This window comes from Sporosarcina ureae (assembly GCF_002109325.1).
Classification (GTDB): Bacteria; Bacillota; Bacilli; order Bacillales_A; family Planococcaceae; genus Sporosarcina; species Sporosarcina ureae_C.
On sequence record NZ_CP015348.1, the window covers coordinates 1,021,495 to 1,044,620 of the forward strand.

21 protein-coding genes and 1 other RNA gene are annotated in these 23,126 nt (G+C 42.5%); 4 read left to right on the plus strand and 18 right to left on the minus strand.

Annotated elements, in window-relative coordinates; translation table 11 throughout:
- Window positions 1-113 precede the first annotated feature (113 nt).
- Window positions 114-965 carry a DegV family protein gene (locus SporoP32a_RS05165; RefSeq protein WP_085426937.1) on the plus strand — a complete coding sequence of 284 codons (852 nt, stop codon included), beginning with the start codon at window positions 114-116 and terminating at the stop codon, window positions 963-965.
- 108 nt (window positions 966-1,073) lie between these two features.
- Here the strand turns inward: SporoP32a_RS05165 and SporoP32a_RS05170 are convergent, their stop codons facing one another.
- Window positions 1,074-2,651 (minus strand): IS1182 family transposase, encoded by a 1,578-nt coding sequence (locus SporoP32a_RS05170; RefSeq protein ID WP_157129924.1) that lies wholly within the window; start codon window positions 2,649-2,651, stop codon window positions 1,074-1,076.
- A gap of 566 nt (window positions 2,652-3,217) precedes the next feature.
- Between SporoP32a_RS05170 and SporoP32a_RS05175 the strand changes: the two genes are divergently transcribed.
- Genes SporoP32a_RS05175 through SporoP32a_RS05185 form a run of 3 tightly spaced genes read left to right on the plus strand, consistent with a single transcriptional unit; the run spans window position 3,218 to window position 6,921 of the window.
- Window positions 3,218-4,693, plus strand: coding sequence for a spore germination protein (locus SporoP32a_RS05175; RefSeq protein ID WP_085426938.1), 1,476 nt, complete (start codon window positions 3,218-3,220; stop codon window positions 4,691-4,693).
- Window positions 4,694-4,697: 4 nt separating this feature from the next.
- Entirely contained in the window at window positions 4,698-5,840 is a 1,143-nt protein-coding gene (locus tag SporoP32a_RS05180; protein ID WP_232319595.1) for a GerAB/ArcD/ProY family transporter, read from the plus strand.
- Window positions 5,815-6,921 (plus strand): Ger(x)C family spore germination protein, encoded by a 1,107-nt coding sequence (locus tag SporoP32a_RS05185; protein WP_085426940.1) that lies wholly within the window; start codon window positions 5,815-5,817, stop codon window positions 6,919-6,921. Before SporoP32a_RS05180 ends, SporoP32a_RS05185 begins: the two co-directional genes overlap by 26 nt.
- Before the next feature lie 63 nt (window positions 6,922-6,984).
- On the opposite strand, the gene SporoP32a_RS17470 is transcribed toward SporoP32a_RS05185, so the two are convergent.
- From SporoP32a_RS17470 to SporoP32a_RS05265, 17 genes are all read right to left on the minus strand, one after another.
- On the minus strand, window positions 6,985-7,572 hold the full coding sequence (locus SporoP32a_RS17470) for a Fic family protein (protein WP_085426941.1): 588 nt from the start codon (window positions 7,570-7,572) through the stop codon (window positions 6,985-6,987).
- A 144-nt stretch (window positions 7,573-7,716) separates the two neighbouring features.
- Entirely contained in the window at window positions 7,717-8,067 is a 351-nt protein-coding gene (locus SporoP32a_RS05195) for a type II toxin-antitoxin system RelE/ParE family toxin (protein ID WP_085426942.1), read from the minus strand.
- Entirely contained in the window at window positions 8,067-8,216 is a 150-nt protein-coding gene (locus SporoP32a_RS16695) for a hypothetical protein (protein WP_155979509.1), read from the minus strand. Before SporoP32a_RS16695 ends, SporoP32a_RS05195 begins: the two co-directional genes overlap by 1 nt.
- 177 nt (window positions 8,217-8,393) lie before the next feature.
- Window positions 8,394-8,753, minus strand: a transfer-messenger RNA (tmRNA) gene (ssrA, locus tag SporoP32a_RS05200).
- 90 nt (window positions 8,754-8,843) lie between these two features.
- Window positions 8,844-9,311: an SsrA-binding protein SmpB gene (gene smpB, locus SporoP32a_RS05205; protein WP_085131562.1), complete on the minus strand. Its 468-nt coding sequence runs from the start codon at window positions 9,309-9,311 to the stop codon at window positions 8,844-8,846.
- A 42-nt stretch (window positions 9,312-9,353) separates the two neighbouring features.
- Window positions 9,354-11,699 (minus strand): ribonuclease R, encoded by a 2,346-nt coding sequence (gene rnr / locus SporoP32a_RS05210; RefSeq protein ID WP_232319628.1) that lies wholly within the window; start codon window positions 11,697-11,699, stop codon window positions 9,354-9,356.
- A 197-nt stretch (window positions 11,700-11,896) separates the two neighbouring features.
- Window positions 11,897-12,643: an alpha/beta hydrolase gene (locus SporoP32a_RS05215; RefSeq protein WP_085426944.1), complete on the minus strand. Its 747-nt coding sequence runs from the start codon at window positions 12,641-12,643 to the stop codon at window positions 11,897-11,899.
- Window positions 12,644-12,703: 60 nt separating this feature from the next.
- On the minus strand, window positions 12,704-12,931 hold the full coding sequence (gene secG, locus SporoP32a_RS05220) for a preprotein translocase subunit SecG (protein WP_085426945.1): 228 nt from the start codon (window positions 12,929-12,931) through the stop codon (window positions 12,704-12,706).
- 111 nt (window positions 12,932-13,042) lie between these two features.
- Entirely contained in the window at window positions 13,043-14,338 is a 1,296-nt protein-coding gene (eno, locus tag SporoP32a_RS05225) for a phosphopyruvate hydratase (protein WP_085426946.1), read from the minus strand.
- Window positions 14,339-14,350: 12 nt separating this feature from the next.
- A complete protein-coding gene (gpmI, locus tag SporoP32a_RS05230; protein WP_085426947.1) occupies window positions 14,351-15,877 on the minus strand; it encodes a 2,3-bisphosphoglycerate-independent phosphoglycerate mutase in 1,527 nt (508 codons plus the stop codon).
- Window positions 15,867-16,631: a triose-phosphate isomerase gene (gene tpiA, locus SporoP32a_RS05235; protein ID WP_085426948.1), complete on the minus strand. Its 765-nt coding sequence runs from the start codon at window positions 16,629-16,631 to the stop codon at window positions 15,867-15,869. The genes gpmI and tpiA overlap by 11 nt, the downstream gene beginning before the upstream one ends.
- A 12-nt stretch (window positions 16,632-16,643) precedes the next feature.
- Window positions 16,644-17,831 carry a phosphoglycerate kinase gene (locus SporoP32a_RS05240; RefSeq protein ID WP_085426949.1) on the minus strand — a complete coding sequence of 396 codons (1,188 nt, stop codon included), beginning with the start codon at window positions 17,829-17,831 and terminating at the stop codon, window positions 16,644-16,646.
- A 132-nt stretch (window positions 17,832-17,963) separates the two neighbouring features.
- The gene (gene gap, locus SporoP32a_RS05245; protein WP_085426950.1) at window positions 17,964-18,971 is read right to left on the minus strand and encodes a type I glyceraldehyde-3-phosphate dehydrogenase; all 1,008 of its coding nucleotides are present in this window, start codon (window positions 18,969-18,971) and stop codon (window positions 17,964-17,966) included.
- A 257-nt stretch (window positions 18,972-19,228) separates the two neighbouring features.
- Window positions 19,229-20,260: a sugar-binding transcriptional regulator gene (locus SporoP32a_RS05250; protein WP_085426951.1), complete on the minus strand. Its 1,032-nt coding sequence runs from the start codon at window positions 20,258-20,260 to the stop codon at window positions 19,229-19,231.
- 126 nt (window positions 20,261-20,386) lie between these two features.
- On the minus strand, window positions 20,387-20,563 hold the full coding sequence (locus SporoP32a_RS05255; protein ID WP_233192401.1) for a glutaredoxin family protein: 177 nt from the start codon (window positions 20,561-20,563) through the stop codon (window positions 20,387-20,389).
- 1,126 nt (window positions 20,564-21,689) lie between these two features.
- The gene (locus SporoP32a_RS05260) at window positions 21,690-22,487 is read right to left on the minus strand and encodes a TPM domain-containing protein (RefSeq protein ID WP_085426953.1); all 798 of its coding nucleotides are present in this window, start codon (window positions 22,485-22,487) and stop codon (window positions 21,690-21,692) included.
- The gene (locus tag SporoP32a_RS05265) at window positions 22,484-23,062 is read right to left on the minus strand and encodes a LemA family protein (RefSeq protein WP_085426954.1); all 579 of its coding nucleotides are present in this window, start codon (window positions 23,060-23,062) and stop codon (window positions 22,484-22,486) included. The genes SporoP32a_RS05260 and SporoP32a_RS05265 overlap by 4 nt, the downstream gene beginning before the upstream one ends.
- Between the last annotated feature and the right edge of the window lie 64 nt (window positions 23,063-23,126).

Below are 23,126 nucleotides of genomic sequence, written 5' to 3' on the forward strand. Positions count from 1 at the left end.
AAACGTTTTACATATTCCATTAATCTAAGCATACACCGCTCATCTATCATGTATAGTTAAACTAAACTCAATAATCACACACCTAATAAAATACAAACAGGAGGCGACCAACAATGAAAAAGATCATCCTAACAACCGAAAGCGGTGCCGATCTACCAGAATTTCTTTCGAAGAAACACAACATCCATGTAGTACCCATGCACGTCATCATGGATGGTCAGGACTATTTAGACGGCCATTTGCCCGTACAAGATATATTTAATTTTTATGACCGCACCAAAAAGATACCATCGACCGCCGCCACAAATACCCATGAGTACCAAGAGTTTTTCAAAAAGATTCGAACGGAATTTCCTGATCATACAATCGTTCATATAGGCTATACATCAAAGGCGTCTGTTTCCTATCAAAATGCGTTAACAGCTGCGAAAGATTTCGAGGATATTTATTTAATTGATACATTAAACGTTACAGGCGGATTAACTGCGGTGATTATGTATGCGGTTGCTCTGCTGGAGGAAGAACCTGAAATGGATCCTGTCCACTTGCTAGAAAAGATCGAAGCAAAGGTTCCAAAAGCCAGACTCGCCTTCGTTCCGGGAAGCTTAGATTTTTTAAGGGCTGGCGGACGAGTCAGTAATATGGCGTATCTAGGCGGGGCTTTGTTAAAAATCAAACCGTGTATTGAATTAGTGGAAGGGAAGCTTGTTTCGACTAAAAAATATCGTGGGAACATGAGCAAAGTGGCTGAAAGTTTGCTACTAGACTATTTACAGCAATATGACATTGATAGACAACAAATCTATTTTATATACTCTATCGGGCTTAGTGAGACTATTAAAGAACGGATCGATGACATTGCACGAAAAAAAGGATTCGAGAATAGTCTTTGGATTGAAGCGGGTGCGATGATTTCGTCACATTCTGGTCCAGGAGGATTTGGGATTGCGGGGATAGAGGTTTAATATCAAAAAGAGGCTGGGACATAACTAGCCAGAAGTGAGCCAAAAAAGGGTTCGATCATCGTTTTTTGATGATCGAACCCTTTTTGTATAGAAATCCTTGTACGACTTCTATACGTTTACCTCCCTGGCAGTGTACTTTCTCAAGTTCACTGCCAATAAACCGAAGGCTAATTCATTTTTCACCTTATCCTTTCCCCTTACGGAGAAACGAGTGAACCCTAAATTAGCCTTCAAGAATCCAAAAACTGGCTCTACGTCAATCTTGCGCTTGCCGTAAATTTCACCTGTTTTCTTATCTGAAAGCTTTTCACGAATATATTCTTTTTGCTGTTCCCACTTTTCATTCACATACAGCTTCCTATTGTTCTCTTCTTTTGCTTTGGTACAGAAAGAGCGCAATGGGCAGCTTGAACAATCCTCACATTCGTATACTTTCATCGTCCGTGTGAATTGATAACGATCCGTCCGATTGGAAAGGTAGCGGAACACGAGTTTTCTGTCATTTGGACAAGTAAAGGTATCCGTAGTTTCATCATATGCCCAATTCGCCGTATTGAAAGGGTCGGTTTTGTACTTCTTTTTCTTTTCTTTGCGATATTGGTTATAGGTAATAAGCGGAACGCGCTTTCGATTTTCAATGACATCTCCGTAATTCTGTTCACTTCCATAACCGGCATCCGCGACAATATACTGTGGCAGCTCAAAAAAGTCTTGTTCAATAGTATCTAAGAATGGAATGAGTGTACGCGTATCGGTCGGATTTGGATACACGTCAAAAGCGAGGGTATATTGCCCTTCGGTCGCAATTTGCACATTATATCCCGGTTTTAGTTGCCCGTTTTTCATATAATCATCTTTCATCCGCATAAAGGTCGCATCGCGGTCCGTCTTCGAGTAGCTGTTACGATGGCCAAAGATCTTCATATCGTGCTGATACTTCTGCTTTCGATCCAAGAAGTCTTGAAATTGTTTACGGTATTGTTTAGGTTCTTTTCGTAGCGAGCGAATTTGTTTACGTTCCTCGACATCTTCGCTAGCGTTAATCTTTTCTGTATAGGTTTGGATAGTTTCATCTAGCTTCTCTACTACTTTAGCCAGTTCCGCAGTAGATAGTTCATCAAAACTTTCTCGTTCGATTTCAGGGATGATCTCTTTTTCTAACAGCTCTTCGTACATCTGACTGGACCTTTCTACAAGACCTGAACTATACCGTTCCACTGACTTGCGCCAGACAAATGTAAATTTGTTGGCATTCGCCTCAATCTTCGTTCCATCAATAAAAATGGCTTCTTCATCAATTAGCTGTTTTTGTACCAGCTGGCAACGAAATTGCACGAAGCACTGGCGTAGTACTTCTTTTACTTCAGGATGAACGCGAAATCGATTGATGGTGCGATAGCTTGGTTTATAACCTTGAGCTAACCACATCATGCGAAGGCTATCTTTTAACAGTCCTTCTATTTTTCTGCCCGAAAAAACAGACTGTGTATAGGCACACAAAATGATCTTTAACATCATCCGTGGATGATAAGATGGGCAACCTGTCTCACGCAAAAAGCTGTCAAATGCTTGTTTCGGAATGCTTTCGACTAGATCATGCACGGCGTAAGCAATATCATGTTCTTGTAAGCTAATTTCTAAATCTAAAGGTAAAATCAGTTGGTTCATGTTATAATCTTTAAACATAAGGATACCTCCGATACTTTTTGTTGTGGTGACTAAATTTTATCAGAAGGTATCCTTTTTTTCTTCCTAAAACTAAAAAAATATATAAAAAAGAACGGACCCCATAAACTTCAATGGGTCCGTTCTTTTTCAATATGAGGAGGGTTTTGTCCCAGCCTCTTTAATTATGTTGAGCTCTATCTAATAAAACACAAATACCGTCCTCAACAACAAACGAGCTCCATTGCCATCAGTGGAGGTATTTTCCAACCCGCTATGGAGAATTACAGTTTCGTACACAACTATAGATCAGTTACTTGTTTTTCATAAGAGAACTCTCATTTAAACCCTCACTGAATATATTTCCAAACATCTTCCACAGATTCATAACCGAAAATATTAGACAATAACAACTCCAATTCAATCGAGTCCGCTCACATTATCGCTTCTTTAATGTCTACTTGTGCCTCTGCATCTTATTAATTTAGTTTCGTATATTTAAAGCTTAAAAAGCCAACAATGGAATTAATACCGAATTTTACCGTCCTTCCAAAATGCTTTTTAACATATAGAAGTGAGGAATGTACATGTTTTGGAAAAAACAACAGGATCAAAATAAGCCTGTTTCTCAATCAAACGCAGAATCAGAAATATCAATAGAGACTTTAAAAAAAGCCCTCGTTCAAATGGATGATGCGGAATTTGTGGAAATCAACATTTCTGAAAATCAAAATGTTGATCTTATCTACGTAAGAACTCTGATTGACCAAGAGAGATTAAATGAAAGCATTCTAAAACCTTTATCTAACTGTTCCAAACAATCCATTCAGGAATGCAATGTTCACTCAACAATAAACTCTATTTCCACTTTTAACGAGGCAAAAAAGCAGCTGTTTAAAGGATCTGTTTTGTTATTTGACTCTTCGTCAAATCTTTGGTTCGCTATCCCTTTAGAAAATCCACTTGGACGTGCAATTGAACCATCCGATACTGAAACCATCCTTTTAGGAGCAAAAGACAGCTTCAGTGAACAGCTAGAACAAAATATTACGCTCATTCGTAGGCGTCTTCCAACACATGATCTGAAAACAGAGAAGTTCACCGTTGGTTCTATAAGTAGGACAAATGTGGTTTTATTGTACATAGAAGGGCTGACCAATCCAGAATTTGTTTCAACCGCCAAAAAGAAGATTTCGGAAATTAATTATGATCTCTTATCTGATTCTTCTCAAGTAGCGGAATTCATGGAGGAACATCAAGATAGTATTTTTCCTCAGTTTCAGCAAACTGACCGACCTGATGTTGTTGCTTATTCTCTGGGATCAGGAAAAATTACGATTCTGGTAGACAATACACCTTTTGCTCTCGTTGCCCCAATTACTTTTTTTCATTTGTTCCAATCACCAGAGGATTATATTAATCGATGGGTAGTTGCCAGTTTTTTGCGCATCATCCGATATGTAAGTTTTATTCTGTCTATCACATTGATCCCATTCTACGTGGCATTAACAACTCATCACTATCAAATGATTCCTTTACAAACACTTTTCGTCTTGGTGGAGTCAAGGAGCAAGCTTCCGTTCACTCCTTTTTGGGAAGCATTTATCATGTTGATTTTTATTGAAATTATAAAAGAAGCAAGTTTAAGGATGCCAACAAAGACTGGTCAAACGCTTGGGGTTATTGGGGGCATTGTAATTGGTCAAGCAGCAGTTGAGGCTGGTATGGCAAGTCAGGTGTTAATTGTCATGGTAGGGATTTCAACTATCGGATCTTTTCTTGTTCCTAATTACCTTGTGACAAAGGCGAATTCATTGATTCAATTCATTCTTCTTATATTTTCTTCGTTTCTTGGGATAGTAGGGATTGTTTTGGCAATGATTATCATTTTAGCCCACCTTAATGGCTTGTCTTCACTCAAGCAGCCATATTTATCTCCTGTTGCCCCTTTCTACGGAAAAGATTGGCTTGACCTATTCATTCGAGGGCCTTTAGTCAAAATGAAGGAGCGTCCAGAACATCTTAAACCGCTGAAGATGAAGAGATATCAAACTAGGAGATGAACTGATGGAAGCCCTTCAATTATTTAATAAGAATGAAACCTATAATGGGTTCTATGCCATGTTGATGGTAAACCGCCTCCAAATGCTTTACTTTTTTTTGATTATGCCAAGGTTTTTGATCCATTCATATATGATTTGGGTGATTATAGCGGTCGGCATATTGTCTCAACTAAACATTCTTCTTTTATCCAAATGGTTTTTAACCCGGTTTTCTAGCGAAGGATACAACGGATTTGTCCAATTATTCGGGAAAAAACTTGTACGTCTCCTCTCATTCATCGGGTTGTTCTTTATCCTGCTTAAACTTTTCGTGATTTTGTTAGGATTCTCGGAAATGGTTCAAATATTTATGTTTCCAGCTACAGATTCAAATTGGCTTATCTTTTTTATTCTGTTGTCTTGTTTGTATGTAGCATGGAAGGGCGTTGAAAAAACTATACGTTTTGTCGTGATTTCATTTTTGTGTACATTTTGGATGTTCTTATTCTTTGCTTTTTTCTTCTTTCCTCCAATAGCTCAACTCAGTGATTTGTATCCGATTATTCCAATGGAATTAAGTGTGGATTCCTGGAAAGGAATATTTTTAATTTTATCTTCATTTTCAGGGCCTGAATTTCTGGTATTTTTAGGACCGTGGTTTAAAACAAATAATAAGACATTTCGCTATTTGTCTTATGGCAATGCTCTAACCGTTATAGAGTATGTATTTTTATATATGGCGTCCTTATTCTATTTCGGTTCCAATTATTTAAGTAAAAGTCAATTTCCAATTGTCACTATGGCTCGTTATTTTCAAAATCCAGTAATTGAACGTATTGATATGGTCATGCTTTCTTTAGAATTATTTAACATCGTATTTGCGGTTTCAATTTTTCTACTGTTGTTTTATGGAGCATCTAAAATAGCTAGTGGGAAAATGGAGAGACCACCCAGTCGAGTAGGCTTTTTATTCAGTGTATTCATTATTTTAATTGGAATGATTCTTGTAAATGAATGGATTTGGAAGTCAGATGAAAAGCAGGTTATTTTACTTAATCTTCAAATTTTAGCAGGAAGCTTAAGTTACTTAGTGGTTCCAATTACTATGATCGTAGTGATGAAGATAAAGGGGTTTAATAAACATGAGACTACGAAAGAAGATGGCTAAAAAATTGTCAATCATATTTATGGCGTTATGGTTAACTGGATGTGCCCCTTTTACTGAAAATAACATTATTGAAGAGCTTACTCCAGTCACATTTTTATCACTTAGTAAAGGGGATGAAGGTAAAATAAAAATCAGTACGATTTTGCCTTCTCTAAGCAAAGAAAAAAAGAGTGTAATAACGCAAGAAGTAAGCTTAATAAAGGAGGTACTAAGGAGTTTTAATTTAAACTTCTACCAGGAAATGAAATTTGGGCAAATGCGAATGCTGATAATTAATGAAGACCTCGGAAGAAACGAAGGTATTATGTCCATTATTAATGTGTTATTGACTGATCCGGATATTTCTTTGAGAATCTATTTAGTTATCGTAAAAGGAAATTTTGAAGAATACTTGGAAAATCAATTGGACAAACAAGAAAATCTTGATTACTCTTTTTACCGAATGCTGAAGCACTATGAGGAAAAAAATCAGGGAGAATTAAGTGTCGTTAATCTACATGAATTTAAAAAATTGTTATATACTCCTTATTCAGATCCTTTCTTACCTGTATTCAAAATAGAAAATGACGCTATCAGCTATGAAGGTACAGCCCTGTTTCAAAATGATAAACTAGTTGAAATAATAACAACTTATGATGATCGTATCTTCCAACTGTTACACAACGATCACTACTTAGCAGTTTTACCGATCCCAGAATTACAAGTTGTTCTAGGTCATGTTAGGTCTAAAACGAAAGTGGATATCAATAAAAGCTTGTCTACAATGACCTATACAGTGAATATAGACTCAAGAATTGAAGAATACCGGGGAGAAAAGCAATTATTTGACCCACAGGATTTAGAAGATTTTAAAAAAGATATCCAATCGAATCTTGAAAAACAAACACAAGAACTAGTAAAAAAGATGCAAGAATTGAATGTGGATCCATTACAGCTAGGCATTCATACATTAAAACCATTCTCAAAACCAATGGATGAAAAAAAATGGATTGAACTTTACAAGAAGATGGACATTAAAATAAAATACAATATTAATATTAATCCTTTGACGGATGCAAATTCAAAAAGGCAAAACCTTTAATTCTTCCTATTGCAATCTCTTTCTCATTAATCGGACGTGCGTCTTCTTCAGCCTGCTTTTCCTTTAACCATTGTTCACGTTCGGCCTTCGGCTTCCGTCCGCGCTTTTTCGGTACCTGCTTCTTTTTCTTTTTGGCGGCTTGGACTCGTCTCTTGCCTCAAAATGTGTGGCATCGAAGGCGACATATTCATCGCTGATATGCCCTTGTAGAATTAGTTCATCATGGATCTGTGGAACTACTACAGCATCAGGTGGCGTATGAGAGGCACCTGATATGATTACATTCTGCTCTCTATACTTCCCTGCATTTGTTCTGTCTATTGAATGCAAGACGATGCCATGCAATTCTTTAATCGCTATTTCTGAGAGGGGCTGATCTTGCTGCACCATTTCTTCGGCAACTAAAATTGCTTCTTTATGATTAATAGCTTCTAGGTGCTCTCTCATGGATTTTCCGGCAATAACTATGCCATCATCTAGCACTGCTTTTGTTTCATAAATCGATAATCTATTTCCTTCAATCGCATTGGAATGATATGTATTTTTAATTAAAAAGTCTTCTTTCAGGCTACGAATAAGCCCTTTTGAAATTGGTCGTCGTTGATCGACATTCTTTTTTAACAGTGAAAGTCGATCCGTTTTTTCTATCACAGCTTACATCCCCTTTATTAAAATAAGGGATATTGTGCAAGAGCTCACTCTTGTACAATATCCCTTCATCGAAAAAGTATAGAAAACCGATTCATCACTGGATATATTTCCAGATGTATTCAACGTCTTCGTATAGCTGCTTCACTACAATTCATTTTCTAAAATTTGATCTATTATTCGTATGATTTCCTTTACAGATATATCTTCTTGTTCGTTTTTAGAGTAAATGGTTAACGGATATATTTCTAAGTCGGCTGTGACTAAATACCATATTACACGGAATCCGCCACTCTTGCCTTTGTCTGCATTTGGATTACTCAATCTGGTTTTATATACGACATTTCCTTTGGTTCTGGGAATTCGGTCCCCATATAATTTACCTTCTTCAAAATCTGCAAAAAGGGAATCGACTAAATCAACCACTACTGGATATTTTCTAGCGATTTTTAAAAGCTCTTTTTCGAACGCTTTAACGCCAAGCACTTTATACTCCATTATTTTTCTTCTAAGCTCTTCCTCACTCGGTTCATCATATCCTTATATGAATGTTTGGGTAGCTTTCCCTTTCTCATTTGGTTTACTTCTTTTATAGATTCTGTCAGTATTTTTTTACTATCTGCCTGATTGTCTTTTAAAATGGCCATTTCATTTTCCTCCTTCTCATCCACACATACCACATCCTTTCAGATTATGTATATGTGTAAGTATGTAATGAGCATGATGATTTAAACATCGTTTTACTTTATTTTTAAAAATAAGGGATATCACACAAGAGGTTCTCTTGTACAATATCCCTTACATCTTATTACACCTTAATCTCATAATGGAGACGGTGGGAGTCGAACCCACGTCCAAAGGCTCTGCTACTTCAGCGTCTACGCGTGTAGATTGATCATTAGGTTTCGCGCAAACATTCTGCCATCAATCAGGGCGTCCTGTGCGCTATTCCGGGAATCTCTTATGACAGCCTCAGAATGCAGATGTCATCGTAGCTCACTATAAGTGAACCTTACGCCTCCACATGAGCGATGGAAACGGAAGGTAGATTCAACAGCTTACGCTGCGAATGCTAGGTTGTTGTTTGTTTTGCCAGTTATTATTAACTGTCGTTTCTGACGGAGACGATCCCTCCGACGCGCGGCTCAAGCCCAGACCACCCCTGTCGAATCCGTAACGTCCCCGAAGGAAAGTCCGGAACCCAGGCCCGTTTCACTTAAAACGGCGGGTCGTACTTGATACTTCATCTAGTATATAATAAATCGGCTCGATTATCAATCTTGTTGATTCGATTTGAATACTCGCTGCATGTCACGCTTATGCTCTTTTTCTTTCAAGTCTTGGCGCTTATCATAGAGTTTCTTCCCTTTACCTACACCGATCAATACTTTAGCGAAGCCATTCTTAATATACATTTTCAACGGAATGATCGAATACCCTTGTTCTTTCATCGTGCCTGCAAGTGAAGCGATCTGTTTTTTGTGCAACAGTAATTTCCGCACGCGGACAGGATCGTGGTTATGAATATTTCCTTGTTCATACGGGCTGATGTGCATATTCGACAACCATGCTTCATTATTACGGATTAATATAAATGCGTCGCGCAACTGGACTTTCCCTTTGCGGATCGATTTAATTTCCGTTCCTTTTAACACGATTCCTGCTTCAATCGTTTCTTCAATTGCGTAATCAAAATTCGCCTTTTTATTGACGGCGAGTACTTTACCGGTTCCTTTGGCCATGCAACTTCCTCCCTGACAGAAGACCGGAGACGCGCTCCAGTCTTATTTTTTCTTCGGTCGTTTCTTAGATTTCTTTGGCATACCTTCATAAAACTTACGCTTTGGCTTCTCGTGCTTTTTATTGCGCTTGTCGCCGTCGCTCTTCGCTCCGCCACCTGCACGAGGTTTAGTAGGATCAGCACCTTGCCCTTTGCTTCTTCCACGTCCTGCGCCTTGGCCTCGGCTCTTGCCTCTGCCCGATTGAATGACTTTCGGCGTTTCTTTACGAGAGCCTCTAAAGCTTTCTTTCATTCCAACGATTTCGAAGTCCACTGATTGTTCTTCTGGCTTAACAGAAGTCACACGCACTTTCACTTCGTCTCCGATACGGTATTGTTTCGCTGTACGTTCTCCGATCATCATCATTTGGCGATCGTCGAATCGGTAATAGTCGTCGTTCATGTTCTTGACATGGACAAGTCCTTCTACTGTATTCTCAAGCTCAACAAAGATCCCGAAGTTCGTAACAGAAGAAATCACGCCTTCAAACTCTTCCCCGATTTTATCCAACATAAACTGCGCTTTCTTCAGTGCGTTCGTATCACGCTCTGCATCGACTGCACGGCGTTCACGTTCTGACGTGTGTTTCGCAATTTCAGGTAGCGTCGCAGACCAGTGTGCAACCGTTTGTGCCGATACGTCTTTATTGAATAAATACGTACGGATTAGACGATGAACGATCAAGTCTGGATATCTTCTGATCGGTGCGGTGAAGTGTGTGTAGTAGTCCGTTGACAAACCGAAGTGTCCGATGCTGTCTTCGAAATATTTCGCTTGTTGCATTGAACGCAATAGCATCGTCGAGATCAGCGATTGTTCTGGCATTCCTTCGATTTCTGCAATGATGTCCTGCAATGCGCTCGAATCGACTTTTTTACCTGATCCCTTCACAACGATTCCGAATGTCGTTAAGAACTCGAAGAAGCGTTGTAGTTTCTCTTCTTTTGGATCTTCGTGGATTCGGTAGAGGAACGGTACTTTCATCTTGTCGAAGTGCTCTGCAACTGTTTCATTGGCAGCTAGCATGAATTCCTCGATTAGACGTTCAGATACTGTACGCTCTATAATGACGATATCTTTCGGCCAGCCTTCTTCATCTACAAGAATTTTGGATTCTTTGAAGTCGAAGTCAATGGCGCCACGATCTTTACGCTTCTGACGGAAGTTCCCAGCCAGTTTCGCCATATCGTTTAACATCGGCACGATTTCTTCGTACTTCTTCGATAATTCTTCATCCTGATGTTCGATAATTTGGTACACTTCATCGTAGGTCATACGGTAGCTTGAATTAATGACACTTGGATAAATCTCATGATCAATCACTTTACCATTTGCATCGACTTTCATTTCGCAAGTGAGAGTCAAACGATCTTCCCCTGCATTCAATGAACAGATTCCGTTCGACAAGCGATGCGGTAACATCGGAATGACGCGGTCGGTTAGATAGACACTCGTACCACGGTCTGCAGCTTCTACGTCCATTGGCGAGTTCTCCGTGACGTAGTAACTGACGTCTGAAATATGCACAAATAGACGATAGGATCCGTTATCTTCTTTGAAGACCGAAATCGCATCATCCAAGTCTTTTGCATCGGCACCGTCAATGGTCATCGTCAGTTCTTTGCGTAAATCTCTACGGCCTTCGAAGTCTTCTGGCTGAACCGTCGACGGTACGCTTGTCGCGTGTTCCATGACGTCTTCAGGAAAATCGACTGCAATGCCGTGCTTGTGAATGATCGATAGAATGTCTACACCCGGATCATTTTTATGTCCGAGAATTTTTGTGATCATGCCCGTTGCATTGTTTTCATCTGTTGGCCAGTTCGTAATTTCCGCAATGACTTTCTGACCGTCTACTGCTTCGAGTGAATGACCTTTTTCGATATATAAATCCATCGGTAATTTTTTATCATCGGGTAAGACGAAACCGTATCCTTCGTGGGCTTGATACGTTCCGACTAGTTGTGACGTTTTGCGTTCGACAACTTTCGTAATGACTCCTTCGCGACGATCGCCGAATGAGCTGCCGGATACGCGTACTAAGACGATATCGCCGTTCATGGCGCTGTTGATTTCATGGGGTGGGATGAAGACGTCATCGCCCTCTACTTCTTCTGGTACGACGAAGCCGAAGCCTTTTGCGTGACCGATGAATTTCCCACGGATGAGGTTCATTTGTTCAGGCAAGCCGTATCGGTTGTTGCGTGAACGAACAATTTTCCCGCTTTGCTCGAGTTGTACGAGCATTTTTACTAGATCTTTAAATTCGTCTGCCTCTGTCAATCCGAGTGCTTCTTCGATTTCGTGGACTGTAGATGGCATGTAGGATTTTTCTTTTAGTAAAGACATAACCCGTTCTTGTAACTCTTTTATATTTGGTTCCAAACAATCATCTCCTCCTTTTGTTTCTGTAAAGTAAGTTGGTATAAACGTTGATTTCCGTTCCAGGCGGACGCTTTCCACTACAATCAACTGAGTGTCCTTTTAGAAGGTAATTTCTAGCAAGGACTGAAGTTCAACTTCTTTAGTTATATCTTCCCCTGTTTTCACTCTTGCCAATCAAGGGATTCTAAGAATTTTAGTATATTTTCGTGAAGTTGTGCTTTTTCGGGACCGAGTGTTATGACGTGCCCGGATTCTTCGTACCATTGTAGTTCTTTGTCTGTCGATTCTGCTTCGTCGTAGATGATTTGTGCAGAGTTCGGATCAATTACGCTGTCGTGACGTGATTGGACGACGAGTAATGGTGTGTAAATGCAGTCGACTTTGTTTCGTACGCTTTGGACCATCGATTGCAAGCCGTCGAGGCCTGGCATAGACTTGGTTTTCAAGTCGTCCATTTCCTCTTTGATTTGTTCATCGGATAAGCCTGCGAACTTTTTGTAGTCGCGGGCGTATTTCAGTACGCCTGACCACATGAGATCGGTTGTTTTCATCGACATCGGTGCACACATCGTGACGATGCCTTTTAGCGGAAATTGTGTTGCGAGTCTCAATGAAAATACACCACCGAGCGATAATCCCGCCACCGCAATCTCTTCATATCCTGCCTCTTTTAGTTGATTATATGCATCCAAGACATCTTCCCACCACTGGTCAGGATTTGTCTTGATCAATTCTTCAGGTGGCACACCATGTCCACGGTAATGTGGTGCCAGTGACGTGTAATTATGTTTTTCAAGGAAGCGTCCGAGCATCCGCACGTCCGCCGATGTTCCTGTGAACCCATGCAACAGTAATACCGCACGTTTTCCATGTTCAAAAAAGAATGGCTTCGGTTGAGCAATTCGCATGTCTTTCGTTCCTTTCTACGAAAAGCGCCTGACCGTTCAAACATGGTCAGGCGCTTCCATTTATATTTTCATAATCGCAATGGTTAGGACAAAAAATAAGACAGATAAGACGATTGTCGCTCTTTGTAGAACGAGATCCAATCCACGTGCTTTTTGTTTACCGAAAAGTTGCTCTGCCCCTCCGGAGATGGCTCCTGACAGTCCCGCACTCTTACCGGATTGCAATAAAACGACTACTATTAATGCTATAGCTACGACTATCAGCGATGCTGTTAAAACGGCATGCATGTTTTTCCACCTCCAAAAATAGCAAGTTACAACATTTCTATTCTACCAAAGCAAGTCTCTCGACACAACCTTTTGTTGCGAATTATGCCGAGCGACCTGTAACGAACGCTATTATTTGTTTAAATTATAGAATGTGTCTTTGCCCAAGTACTGCGCTGTTTCGAATAACTGATCTTCGATACGAAGCAATTGGTTGTACTTCGCTACCCGATCCGAACGAGAAGGTGCACCTGTTTTGATTTGGCCAGCGTTTGTAGCGACTGCGATATCTGCGATCGTTACGTCTTCTGTTTCACCTGAACGGTGAGAGATAACAGCTGTGTAGCCTGCGCGTTTCGCCATTTCAATCGCATCGAATGTTTCTGTCAATGTACCGATCTGGTTCACTTTGATGAGGATCGAGTTACCGATTCCTTCTTTGATTCCGCGTGACAACTTCTCCGTATTTGTAACAAATAGATCGTCACCTACTAATTGCACTTTATCGCCAAGACGATCTGTCAATAGCTTGTGGCCATCCCAGTCGTTTTCATCCAAGCCGTCTTCAATAGATACGATTGGATATTTTTCGCAAAGCTCTTCATACCACGTAACCATCTCTTCAGATGTTTTACGGATATCTTCACCTGCAAGGTAGTAGTTGTTTTGTTCTTTATCGAAGAACTCGGAAGATGCTACGTCCATTGCGAGCACGATATCTTCGCCTGCTTTATAGCCTGCTTTTTCGATTGCTACAATGATCGTTGATAATGCTTCTTCGTTAGAAGCCAAGTTCGGAGCAAATCCGCCTTCGTCTCCAACTGAAGTGCTCAAGCCTTTTTCATGTAGAACAGATTTTAGGCTGTGGAAGATTTCAGCGCCCATGCGTAGTGCATGACGGAATGATTCCGCACCCACTGGCATGATCATGAATTCCTGGATGTCGACGTTGTTATCTGCGTGCTCTCCGCCATTTAAGATATTCATCATCGGTACCGGTAATTGCTTCGCGTTGAATCCACCTAGGTATTGGTATAACGGAACGTCTAGGTAATCTGCTGCTGCATGTGCAACGGCCATCGATACACCAAGAATAGCGTTTGCGCCCAGTTTGCCTTTATTATCTGTACCGTCTAGATCGAGTAATGCTCTATCGATGACTACTTGATCCAAAACAGAATAATTTTCTTCCAGTTCTGAAGAGATGACTTCATTGACGTGATCTACTGCCTTCAGTACACCTTTACCGTTGTAACGATTGTCATCGCCGTCACGTAGTTCTACTGCTTCATGCTCTCCAGTCGATGCACCCGATGGTACGATCGCACGTCCGAAGGCACCGCTTTCTGTGAATACTTCTACTTCTACAGTTGGATTGCCTCGTGAATCTAGTACTTCTCTAGCTTGAATGTGAGTAATGATTGGCATGAAGATCTCTCCTTAGAATAATGATTTTCCGGTCATTTCAACCGGTTGTGGAATTCCTAACATTTTTAACATTGTCGGTGCCAAGTCTGCAAGAATACCGTCTGTACGCAGCACCACATCTGGATTCGTGACAATAACCGGCACAGGATTGGTCGTGTGCGCTGTCATCGGTTGTCCACCCATTGTAGTGACTTCGTCCGCATTGCCGTGATCTGCTGTGATGATAGCTGATCCGCCTTTTGCAGACAAGGCATCAATGATTCGGCCAAGACATTCATCGACCGTTTCAATCGCTTTAACAGTTGGCCCTAGCATTCCGCTGTGGCCGACCATATCCGGATTCGCAAAGTTCAAGATAATCGCGTCTTGTCGTTCCGCTTCGATTTCTGCTACGAGTGCGTCCGTTACTTCGTATGCGCTCATTTCAGGTTTCAAATCATACGTCGCAACTTTTGGCGAATTGATCAGAATTCGGGTTTCCCCTTCAAACGTCTCTTCGCGTCCGCCACTCATAAAGAACGTCACGTGTGGATACTTTTCTGTTTCCGCAATGCGCAATTGACGCTTGCCTTGGTCTTCTAGCACTTCACCGATTGTTTTCGTTAAATTGACATTGTGGAATACAATATCTGCTACTACATCATCATTATAATGCGTAAAGCCGACAAAATGTAAGTCCGTAAACTTTTTGACGCCTCTGTTGAAACCATCAAAGCCCGGTTGCGTTAACGCGCGTGACATTTGGATGGCACGGTCTGGACGGAAATTGAAGAAAATGACTGCATCTCCGTTTTCAATCGTCGCCACCGGTTTGCCATCTTGTTGAATAACAAACGGCTCAACAAACTCATCATGTATTTCTTCGGCATAAGAAGCTCTGACTCCTTCTTCTGCTGATTCACAATGTGGTCCGATCCCGTAGACCATCGCGTCATACGTCTTTTGTACACGTTCCCAACGCTTATCGCGGTCCATTGCAAAATATCTTCCCGATACGGTCGCAATCTGTCCAACTCCGACTTCTTCCATAACATCTTCTGTACGCTTGATATATGGAAGTGCCGTCGTCGGTCCCACATCACGTCCGTCAAGGAATGCATGCAAGTAGACGCGCTCTACACCGTGTTCTTTCGCCATTTTCAATAAAGCGAATAAATGCTCATAGTGACTGTGAACACCGCCGTCAGACAGCAAGCCCATGACGTGAAGTGCAGAGCCTTTCGTTTTCACATGCTCCATCGTCTCAAGCAACGTCGCATTGTCGAAAAACTCGCCTTCACGAATCGACTTATTAATACGCGTTAAACTTTGATAGACGATACGACCGGCACCGATATTCAAATGCCCGACTTCAGAGTTCCCCATTTGTCCTTCTGGTAACCCTACCGCTTCTCCACAAGCCGTCAATGTCGCATGCGGGTAGTTCTCCCACAGCAAATCAAAGTTCGGAATCTTGGAGTGTGCAACTGCGTTACCGTATGTTTCATCTCGTAAGCCAAACCCGTCCAGTATAATTAATGCGACCGGTTTATTCGACATGTGTTCCAGCCTCCACCAATTTGACGAATGCTGCCGGATCAAGACTTGCTCCCCCAACCAATGCGCCGTCAATATTGTCTTTGCTCAGTAATTCTGCAATGTTTTCTGGTTTTACACTGCCTCCGTATTGAATGCGAATTGCCTCTGACACGTCTTTTGCGTACAGTGTTTCGACTTTATGACGAATCGCTGCACATACTTCATTGGCATCGTCAGCTGTTGCTGTTTTGCCAGTGCCAATCGCCCAAATCGGTTCATACGCAATGACTGCTTGCTTCGCTTGATCCGCCGTCACACCACTAAATGCTTTTTCGACTTGCGCTGATACGATCGAAACCGTTTCATGTGCATCGCGCTCTTCCAATGTTTCGCCTACACAAACAATTGGCACTAAGTGATGATCGAATGCTGCCAGTACTTTTTTATTGACGCTTTCGTCTGTTTCATTGAAATACTGACGACGTTCCGAATGGCCAAGAATGACATAGTCTACGCCTACGTTTTCAAGCATCGCTGGACTGATTTCACCTGTAAATGCTCCTTCGACAGTATCATGCATCGTTTGAGCACCTAATTTGATCGCAGTCGTTTCAAAACGTTGGAGTAAATCGTTCAAATACAACGCCGGTGGACAAATGACCGCCTCGACGTGATCGGATGGCTTGAGTTGTTCTTTGATCTGTTCCGCAAAATCTGCAGCTTCGTTAGAAAGTTTGAACATTTTCCAGTTGCCCGCAATTATTCGTTTTCTCAAAAGAAACCCTCCTTATTCTTGATCTTCTAATACAGCTACTCCTGGCAATTCTTTGCCTTCCATGAACTCGAGTGAAGCACCGCCACCAGTAGATACGTGATCCATTTGGTCTGCTACTTCAAACTTTTCAACAGCTGCTGCAGAGTCTCCCCCACCAATTACTGTATAAGCAGATGTTTCTGCCATAGCGTCCGCTACTGTTTTCGTACCGTTTGCGAATGGTTCCATTTCGAACACACCCATCGGCCCGTTCCAGATGACGAACTTCGAGTCTTTGATGACTTGCTTGTAACGCTCTGCTGTTTCCGGTCCGATATCTAGACCCATCCAGCCTTCTGTAATGTCTTCTACAGAAACCATTTTCGTCTCTGCATCCGCTGCAAATTTATTCGCTACGACTGCATCTGTCGGCAAGTACAGATTCACTGCTTTTTGCTTCGCCTTTTCAATGAACGACTTAGCTAGTTCTACTTTATCCTCTTCTACTAATGAATCTCCAGTTTCATGACCTTGTGCACGTGTGAAGGTATACGACAGTCCGCCACCGATCAACAAGTTATCGACTTTATCCAATAAATTATCAATGACGCCAATCTTATCTTTCACTTTCGCGCCGCCAATGATTGCTGTGAACGGACGCTCTGGATGCGACAATGCTTTTCCGAGGACATCCAATTCTTTTTCAAGCAAGAAGCCAAGAACACCGGGTATGTACTCCGCAATTCCAGCAGTAGAAGCGTGTGCACGGTGTGCTGTTCCAAATGCATCATTGACAAATACGTCTGCCAGACTCGCATATTGCTTGGACAGATCTGCATCATTCTTCTCTTCGCCTGGATTGAAGCGAACGTTTTCCAACAAGATCACGTCGCCGTCTTTCATTTCAGCAATCGCTTTTTCTACTTCTTCACCGATTGATGAATCTAGCTTTTTCACTGTTTTGCCAAGAAGCTCAGACAATTTATCGCCAGCAGGTGTCAAACGCATCTCTTCATTTACTTCACCTTTGGGACGTCCCAGGTGGCTGGCTAAAATAACCTTCGCTCCTTCGTTCGTCATATATTCAATTGTAGGAACAGCTGCTCTGATGCGTGTATCATCCGTTACCTTTCCATTTTCCATCGGTACGTTGAAATCCACGCGGCAAAATACGCGTTGGCCATTCAATTTAATATCTTTAATCGTCTTTTTCGTCTTCATAAAGTAAGTCCTCCTTGGCTTAAATACAAAAAGAGGAACGGGTTCACCGTTCCTCTGACCCATATTTATTCATTATAATCGGTTACCTGTAGAATGGCTATGATTTATAACAGAATTGATGGTTTTCGCTTTTTATAGTCCTTGTTCGTTCATATAACGTGCCAAATCGATACAACGAGCAGAGTAACCAGACTCATTATCGTACCAAGAAATAACTTTGACCATATTGCCTTCCATTACCATTGTAGACAAACCATCTACTGTAGAAGAAGCTGTATTGCCGTTGTAATCAACAGATACGAGTGGTAATTCACTGAAGAATAGAAGTCCTTTTAAATCGCCTTCTGAAGCTTCCTTCAATGCAGCGTTCACGTCTTCAACCGTTACCTCTTTCTCTACTTCCGACACAAAGTCCACAAGTGAAACGTTTGGAGTCGGTACACGCACTGCCATTCCGTCTAATTTGCCTTTTAGTTCAGGAATTACTTTTGTTACAGCAGAAGCTGCACCCGTTGAAGTCGGGATCATCGACACGCCTGCCGCACGCGCACGTCGGTAGTCTTCGTGTGGAAGATCAAGAATCTTTTGGTCATTCGTGTACGAGTGAATCGTTGTCATCATTCCGCGTTTAACACCAAATGAATCGTTCAATACTTTAACGACAGGTGCTAAACAGTTTGTCGTACATGATGCGTTCGATACGATGTTGTCGCTCGCTGCATCGTACGTTTCTTCATTGACACCCATTACAAGTGTTGTCATTTCACCTTTAGCTGGAGCGGACAAGATGACTTTTTTCGCGCCTGCATCGATGTGCTTTTGTAGTCCTTCTTTCGTACGGAATACACCTGTACAGTCGACAACGATATCTACGCCAAGGTCTTTCCAAGGTAAGTTCGCAGGGTCTTTTTCTGCAAAGACGCTGATCTTCTTGCCATTGACATTGATCGATGATTCGTCCGATTGCACGTCTGCGTCAAAGACACCGTGCACAGAGTCATATTTCAATAAATGCGCCAACATCGCTGCATCTGTTAAGTCATTGATCGCTACTACTTCCATATCTTCTGATGCAAATGCTTCTCGAAGTACCAATCGTCCAATACGTCCAAATCCATTAATCGCTAATTTTACTGTCATCTTAAATCGCCTCCGTAAAATGGTTGTTATGTTTTCGCCTAATGCAAAAGTTAAATATAAGAATTCATGATTCCATAAGCACCGTTGATTTCCGTTCCAGGCGGACGCGTTCCGCGGGCACGGCTTCAATCTCCTCGTCCGCTTCGCTACCTGCGGGGCTTTCAGCTCGCGCTGTTCCCGCAGGAGTCGCCGCCTTCCACTACAATCAACTAAGTATTCTTTTAACAATTTAATTAAAACTTACATAGACGCTGTATCTACTTTTTCATAAGCGACAGCATATGTTCCGCTGCGCCTTCGTCTGTTACTAAAATAGTCTGAGACGGTGCACTTGCTAAGTACGACAGCAGTGCTTCCGCTTTGCTTGCTCCGCCGGCTACTGTGAACACGTGCGGTATGTCTTGCAGATGTTCCATTTGAATTCCGACTGTGCGGATTCGATGGACAATTTCACCTTGCTGGTTGAAATAAAAGCCGAATGCTTCTCCCTTTGCTTGCCGATCCAGTAGAATCTGCTGTTCGTCTTCAGGAGAGTTTCGTAATACTGCCATTTTCGCCGCATTGCCGACACCGTGGATGACGCAATCCGTCTGGCTATATAACTCGAGCATTTCTTTTGCTGCTGGTTCATGCTGAAATACCGCATGCGCTTCTTCACTTAATGTGTCTGGATAATAAAATGCTTTGTATGTCGCATGACAACTTTCTGCAAACGAAGCTGCAATCATATTCGCTTGTAATCCAATTTCTTCCCCTACGCCACCTCTTGCTGCGATAAATTGCACATTGGGCAGTTCATCTTGCTGCATAAACGATGGAATCGCGGCTACTGTACTACCGCCTGTCACTGCAACGATTTCATTTCCTTTAATACGGGAACGAAACTGTTTTGCCGCTTGCATGCCAAGCAACTTTTTCGTCAAAGGTGAATCATCAGAATCTCCTTCTACTACATGCACTTTCAGAATGCCCAGACGCTCCGCCAATTCATTCGCAAGTTGACGTCTACCAGACCTTTCTTCCATCGTATCATGCAGCGCAAAGAGTACTTCTATACCTTTTTCCGTAGTCGAAACACCTTCTTTGGCAATATTCACCAATCCCTGCTCTTTCAATAAATCAAGCATCGTCCGTGTTTCCCTTTCGGAATAACCGGACACAGAACTAAGTGTTCTTCTGCCGACAGGACCCGACGCTTTAATCAGTTTCAACATGTGATAACGTTGTTCAATCAATAGCGGAAGTTCTGGTACAAGTGCGAGTTGCGCTTCCAAAAATGATAAGTTCACTCACATCACTCTTTTCAAGTGGGCTGTTTTTGATCCCTTGATATTATTACTGTCCCACCTAGTGTAAAAAAATACTATACATGTAGTATAGCATCTTGAAAATCAAAACACAATTAGAAAGCGTTTTCACTCGTCAATTAATTCCAAAACGTCGATATAGCCTATATTTCCGTAGGTTCGCACACGTCCTTCGTGTTCAATGACTGGGATCATCAGCATGTATTTTTCATGGATTTCGTCATCTTCTTCTATATTAATGGTCTCCCACTCGAGCGGATGATCTTCCGCCACTAATTTAAGCATGCGCTCCGCTTCCTCGCACAGCTCGCAATTGGGTCTTGTGTAGAATGTAATGTGCATGTCAGGGTTCACCTCGTTTTTTATTATGATGGCATGGATTGGGGCGGAATTCTAGTGAATTGCTTTTTTTAAGGGGGTGATGGGTTTGCTTGTGGGATGTGGGCTGTGGGGTGTGGGGTGTGGGCTATGAGCGGTTGCGCGGCTGGATAGAGCGGATAGCGTGTGGCTATGATCGGATACGTGATGTGATAGAGCGGATAACTTCGTGGATAGAGCGTTCGTGGGGTGGCTTAGAGCGGTCAACGCGATTCATTGAGCCGCGAGCAGCCAGAGCAACCAGTTACAGCGTAGCGGCCAGGTCAAGTGCGGAAAGATAGATGGCGCGGCTCATAGAATTCGTGGAGATCAGAATGTCATGCCGCGGGCTTAGAGCGGTTGCGTGGCCCGATAGAGCGGATAGCGCGCGGCTATGATCGGATACGCGGTGCGATAGAGCGAATAACTTTGTGGATAGAGCGGTCGCGGGAAGGCATAGAGCGGTCAACGCGATTCATTGAGCCGCGAGCAGCCAGCGTAGCGAGTTAGAGCGCAGCGATCAGGTCAAGTGCGGAAAGAGTGATGGCGCAGCACATAGTATTCGTGGAGATCCGAATGTCGTGCCGCGGGCTTAGAGCAGTTGCGTGGCCCGATAGAGCGGATGGCGTGTGGCTATGATCGGATACGCGGTGCGATAGAGCGAATAACTTTGTCGATAGAGCGGTCGCGGGAAGGCATAGAGCGGTCAACGCGATTCATTGAGCCGCGAGCAGCCAGCGTAGCGAGTTAGAGCGTAGCGACCAGGTCAAGTGCGGAAAGATAGATGGCGCGGCACATAGAATTCGTGGAGAATGGAATGTCGTGCCGCGGGCTTAGAGCGGTTACGCGGCTCAATAGAGCGGATAGCGAGTGGCTATGATCGGATACGTGGCGCGATAGAGCGAATAACTTCGTCGATAGAGCGTTCGCGGGGATGCATAGAGCGGTCAACGGGATTCATTGAGCCGCGAGCCGCGGGCTTAAAGCAAAAACTCCTCCACAATCAAAAAAGTGACGATAACTCGTCAAACGAGTTATCGTCACTTTTAAAGGCTTACCAGCTTCTGCCGGCGCCGCCTCCGCCACTGGAACCACCGCCGCCGAAGCCACCAAAGCCTCCACCGCCGCTGCTTCCACCTCCGAAGCCGCCACCGGAACCCGGGAAGAATATTGGGCCGCCGCTAGATCGACCGCGTGGACCGCCGCCTCCTCTGCCACCTCTTCCTCCGCCTCCGAAGAAGAGTCGGAAGAGAATGTAGAGGACGATGACAATGATGAAGAAGTTCGGCATTCCTACATCTCCGTCGTCACTTCCACCTTCAAGATACGTGACGGGTAAGTCGTCGCCATTCAAACCATATTCTGCTGCGATTTCATTGTAGAATGCTTTATACGCTTCCATAATCGCGAGGTCTGGTTGTTCATTTCGTAAATATGGCATGGCCAGTTCATCAATGAAACGTCCTACTTTACCGTCAGGCAGTGCTCCTTCTAGACCGTAGCCAGTGAGCAAATAAAATTCACGGTCTATTCCTTGCGCTTCGTCTTTCTCAGTAGAAACGACTAGCAACGCACCATTTTCTAGCTTACTATCACCTAATTTCAATTCACGAAATGTCCGTAATGCATAATCCTCTACAGGCTCGCCTTCAAGTGAATAAACTGTACGTACCGCAAGTTCAGCTTTTGTCGCTGCTTGTAATCTTATACCGTATTGCTCTATTTCTGATTCTTGTTCAGGTGATAAAATATTTGCATCATCTACCACCACATCCGTAATCGCATGGGCTGTCGTAGTACTAGTAAGGGCAACTAGTATGGCTACGAGGAACATGCAGAAACGGTTGATCACTTCTTGTCATCCCCAAAATCGACTGATGGCGGTTGTTGCGCCCCTTCGACCGCTTTGAAGTATTCTTTTTCATCGAATCCGAAGATTGAAGCGACAATCTTGCCTGGGAAACGTTTTACTGTTCTATTGAAGACTGAAACGACGTCGTTATAATCTTTACGTGCAACGGCGATTCTGTTTTCCGTACCGGCTAATTCATCCATTAACTGCTGGAAGTTTTGATTCGCTTTTAAATCTGGATAGTTCTCTACTACGACTAGTAAACGACTCAATGCACTCGATAGTTCTGAATCTGCTGCTGCTTGTTCTTCAGGACCTTGTGCTCCGGCCATTTTACTACGTGCGTTGGCAATGTTTTCGAGCACCTCTTTTTCATGTGAGGCATATCCTTTTACCGTATTGACCAAATTCGGGATTAAATCTACTCTTCGTTGTAGTTGCGTTTCGATTTGTGCATATGATTGATCTACGTCTTCTTCTAAGTTCACTAACTTATTATACGAAGGTACGATCATAATCGCAGCTATGACAACTAGTACTATAATGGCTATAAGCGGACCAGCTAATTTCTTCATAGATCACTACTCCTTTCCTTATCTCTTTAGTATATCCTTACCCTTATTCTTTGACTCCCCAAAC

Excerpts from the sequence above, each read along its gene's own strand:
- SporoP32a_RS05265 (WP_085426954.1), bottom strand. The coding sequence starts at position 23,062 with ATGAAGAAATTAGCTGGTCCGCTTATAGCCATTATAGTACTAGTTGTC.
- SporoP32a_RS05240 (WP_085426949.1), bottom strand. The coding sequence starts at position 17,831 with ATGAAGACGAAAAAGACGATTAAAGATATTAAATTGAATGGCCAACGC.
- gpmI (WP_085426947.1), bottom strand. The coding sequence starts at position 15,877 with ATGTCGAATAAACCGGTCGCATTAATTATACTGGACGGGTTTGGCTTA.
- rnr (WP_232319628.1), bottom strand. The coding sequence starts at position 11,699 with ATGTCTTTACTAAAAGAAAAATCCTACATGCCATCTACAGTCCACGAA.
- gap (WP_085426950.1), bottom strand. The coding sequence starts at position 18,971 with ATGACAGTAAAATTAGCGATTAATGGATTTGGACGTATTGGACGATTG.
- SporoP32a_RS05185 (WP_085426940.1), top strand. The coding sequence starts at position 5,815 with ATGAGACTACGAAAGAAGATGGCTAAAAAATTGTCAATCATATTTATG.
- SporoP32a_RS05170 (WP_157129924.1), bottom strand. The coding sequence starts at position 2,651 with ATGTTTAAAGATTATAACATGAACCAACTGATTTTACCTTTAGATTTA.
- SporoP32a_RS05180 (WP_232319595.1), top strand. The coding sequence starts at position 4,698 with ATGGAAGCCCTTCAATTATTTAATAAGAATGAAACCTATAATGGGTTC.
- SporoP32a_RS05195 (WP_085426942.1), bottom strand. The coding sequence starts at position 8,067 with ATGGAGTATAAAGTGCTTGGCGTTAAAGCGTTCGAAAAAGAGCTTTTA.
- SporoP32a_RS05215 (WP_085426944.1), bottom strand. The coding sequence starts at position 12,643 with ATGCGAATTGCTCAACCGAAGCCATTCTTTTTTGAACATGGAAAACGT.
- smpB (WP_085131562.1), bottom strand. The coding sequence starts at position 9,311 with ATGGCCAAAGGAACCGGTAAAGTACTCGCCGTCAATAAAAAGGCGAAT.
- eno (WP_085426946.1), bottom strand. The coding sequence starts at position 14,338 with ATGCCAATCATTACTCACATTCAAGCTAGAGAAGTACTAGATTCACGA.
- SporoP32a_RS05255 (WP_233192401.1), bottom strand. The coding sequence starts at position 20,563 with ATGCTTAAATTAGTGGCGGAAGATCATCCGCTCGAGTGGGAGACCATT.
- SporoP32a_RS05165 (WP_085426937.1), top strand. The coding sequence starts at position 114 with ATGAAAAAGATCATCCTAACAACCGAAAGCGGTGCCGATCTACCAGAA.
- SporoP32a_RS16695 (WP_155979509.1), bottom strand. The coding sequence starts at position 8,216 with ATGGCCATTTTAAAAGACAATCAGGCAGATAGTAAAAAAATACTGACA.
- SporoP32a_RS05175 (WP_085426938.1), top strand. The coding sequence starts at position 3,218 with ATGTTTTGGAAAAAACAACAGGATCAAAATAAGCCTGTTTCTCAATCA.
- secG (WP_085426945.1), bottom strand. The coding sequence starts at position 12,931 with ATGCATGCCGTTTTAACAGCATCGCTGATAGTCGTAGCTATAGCATTA.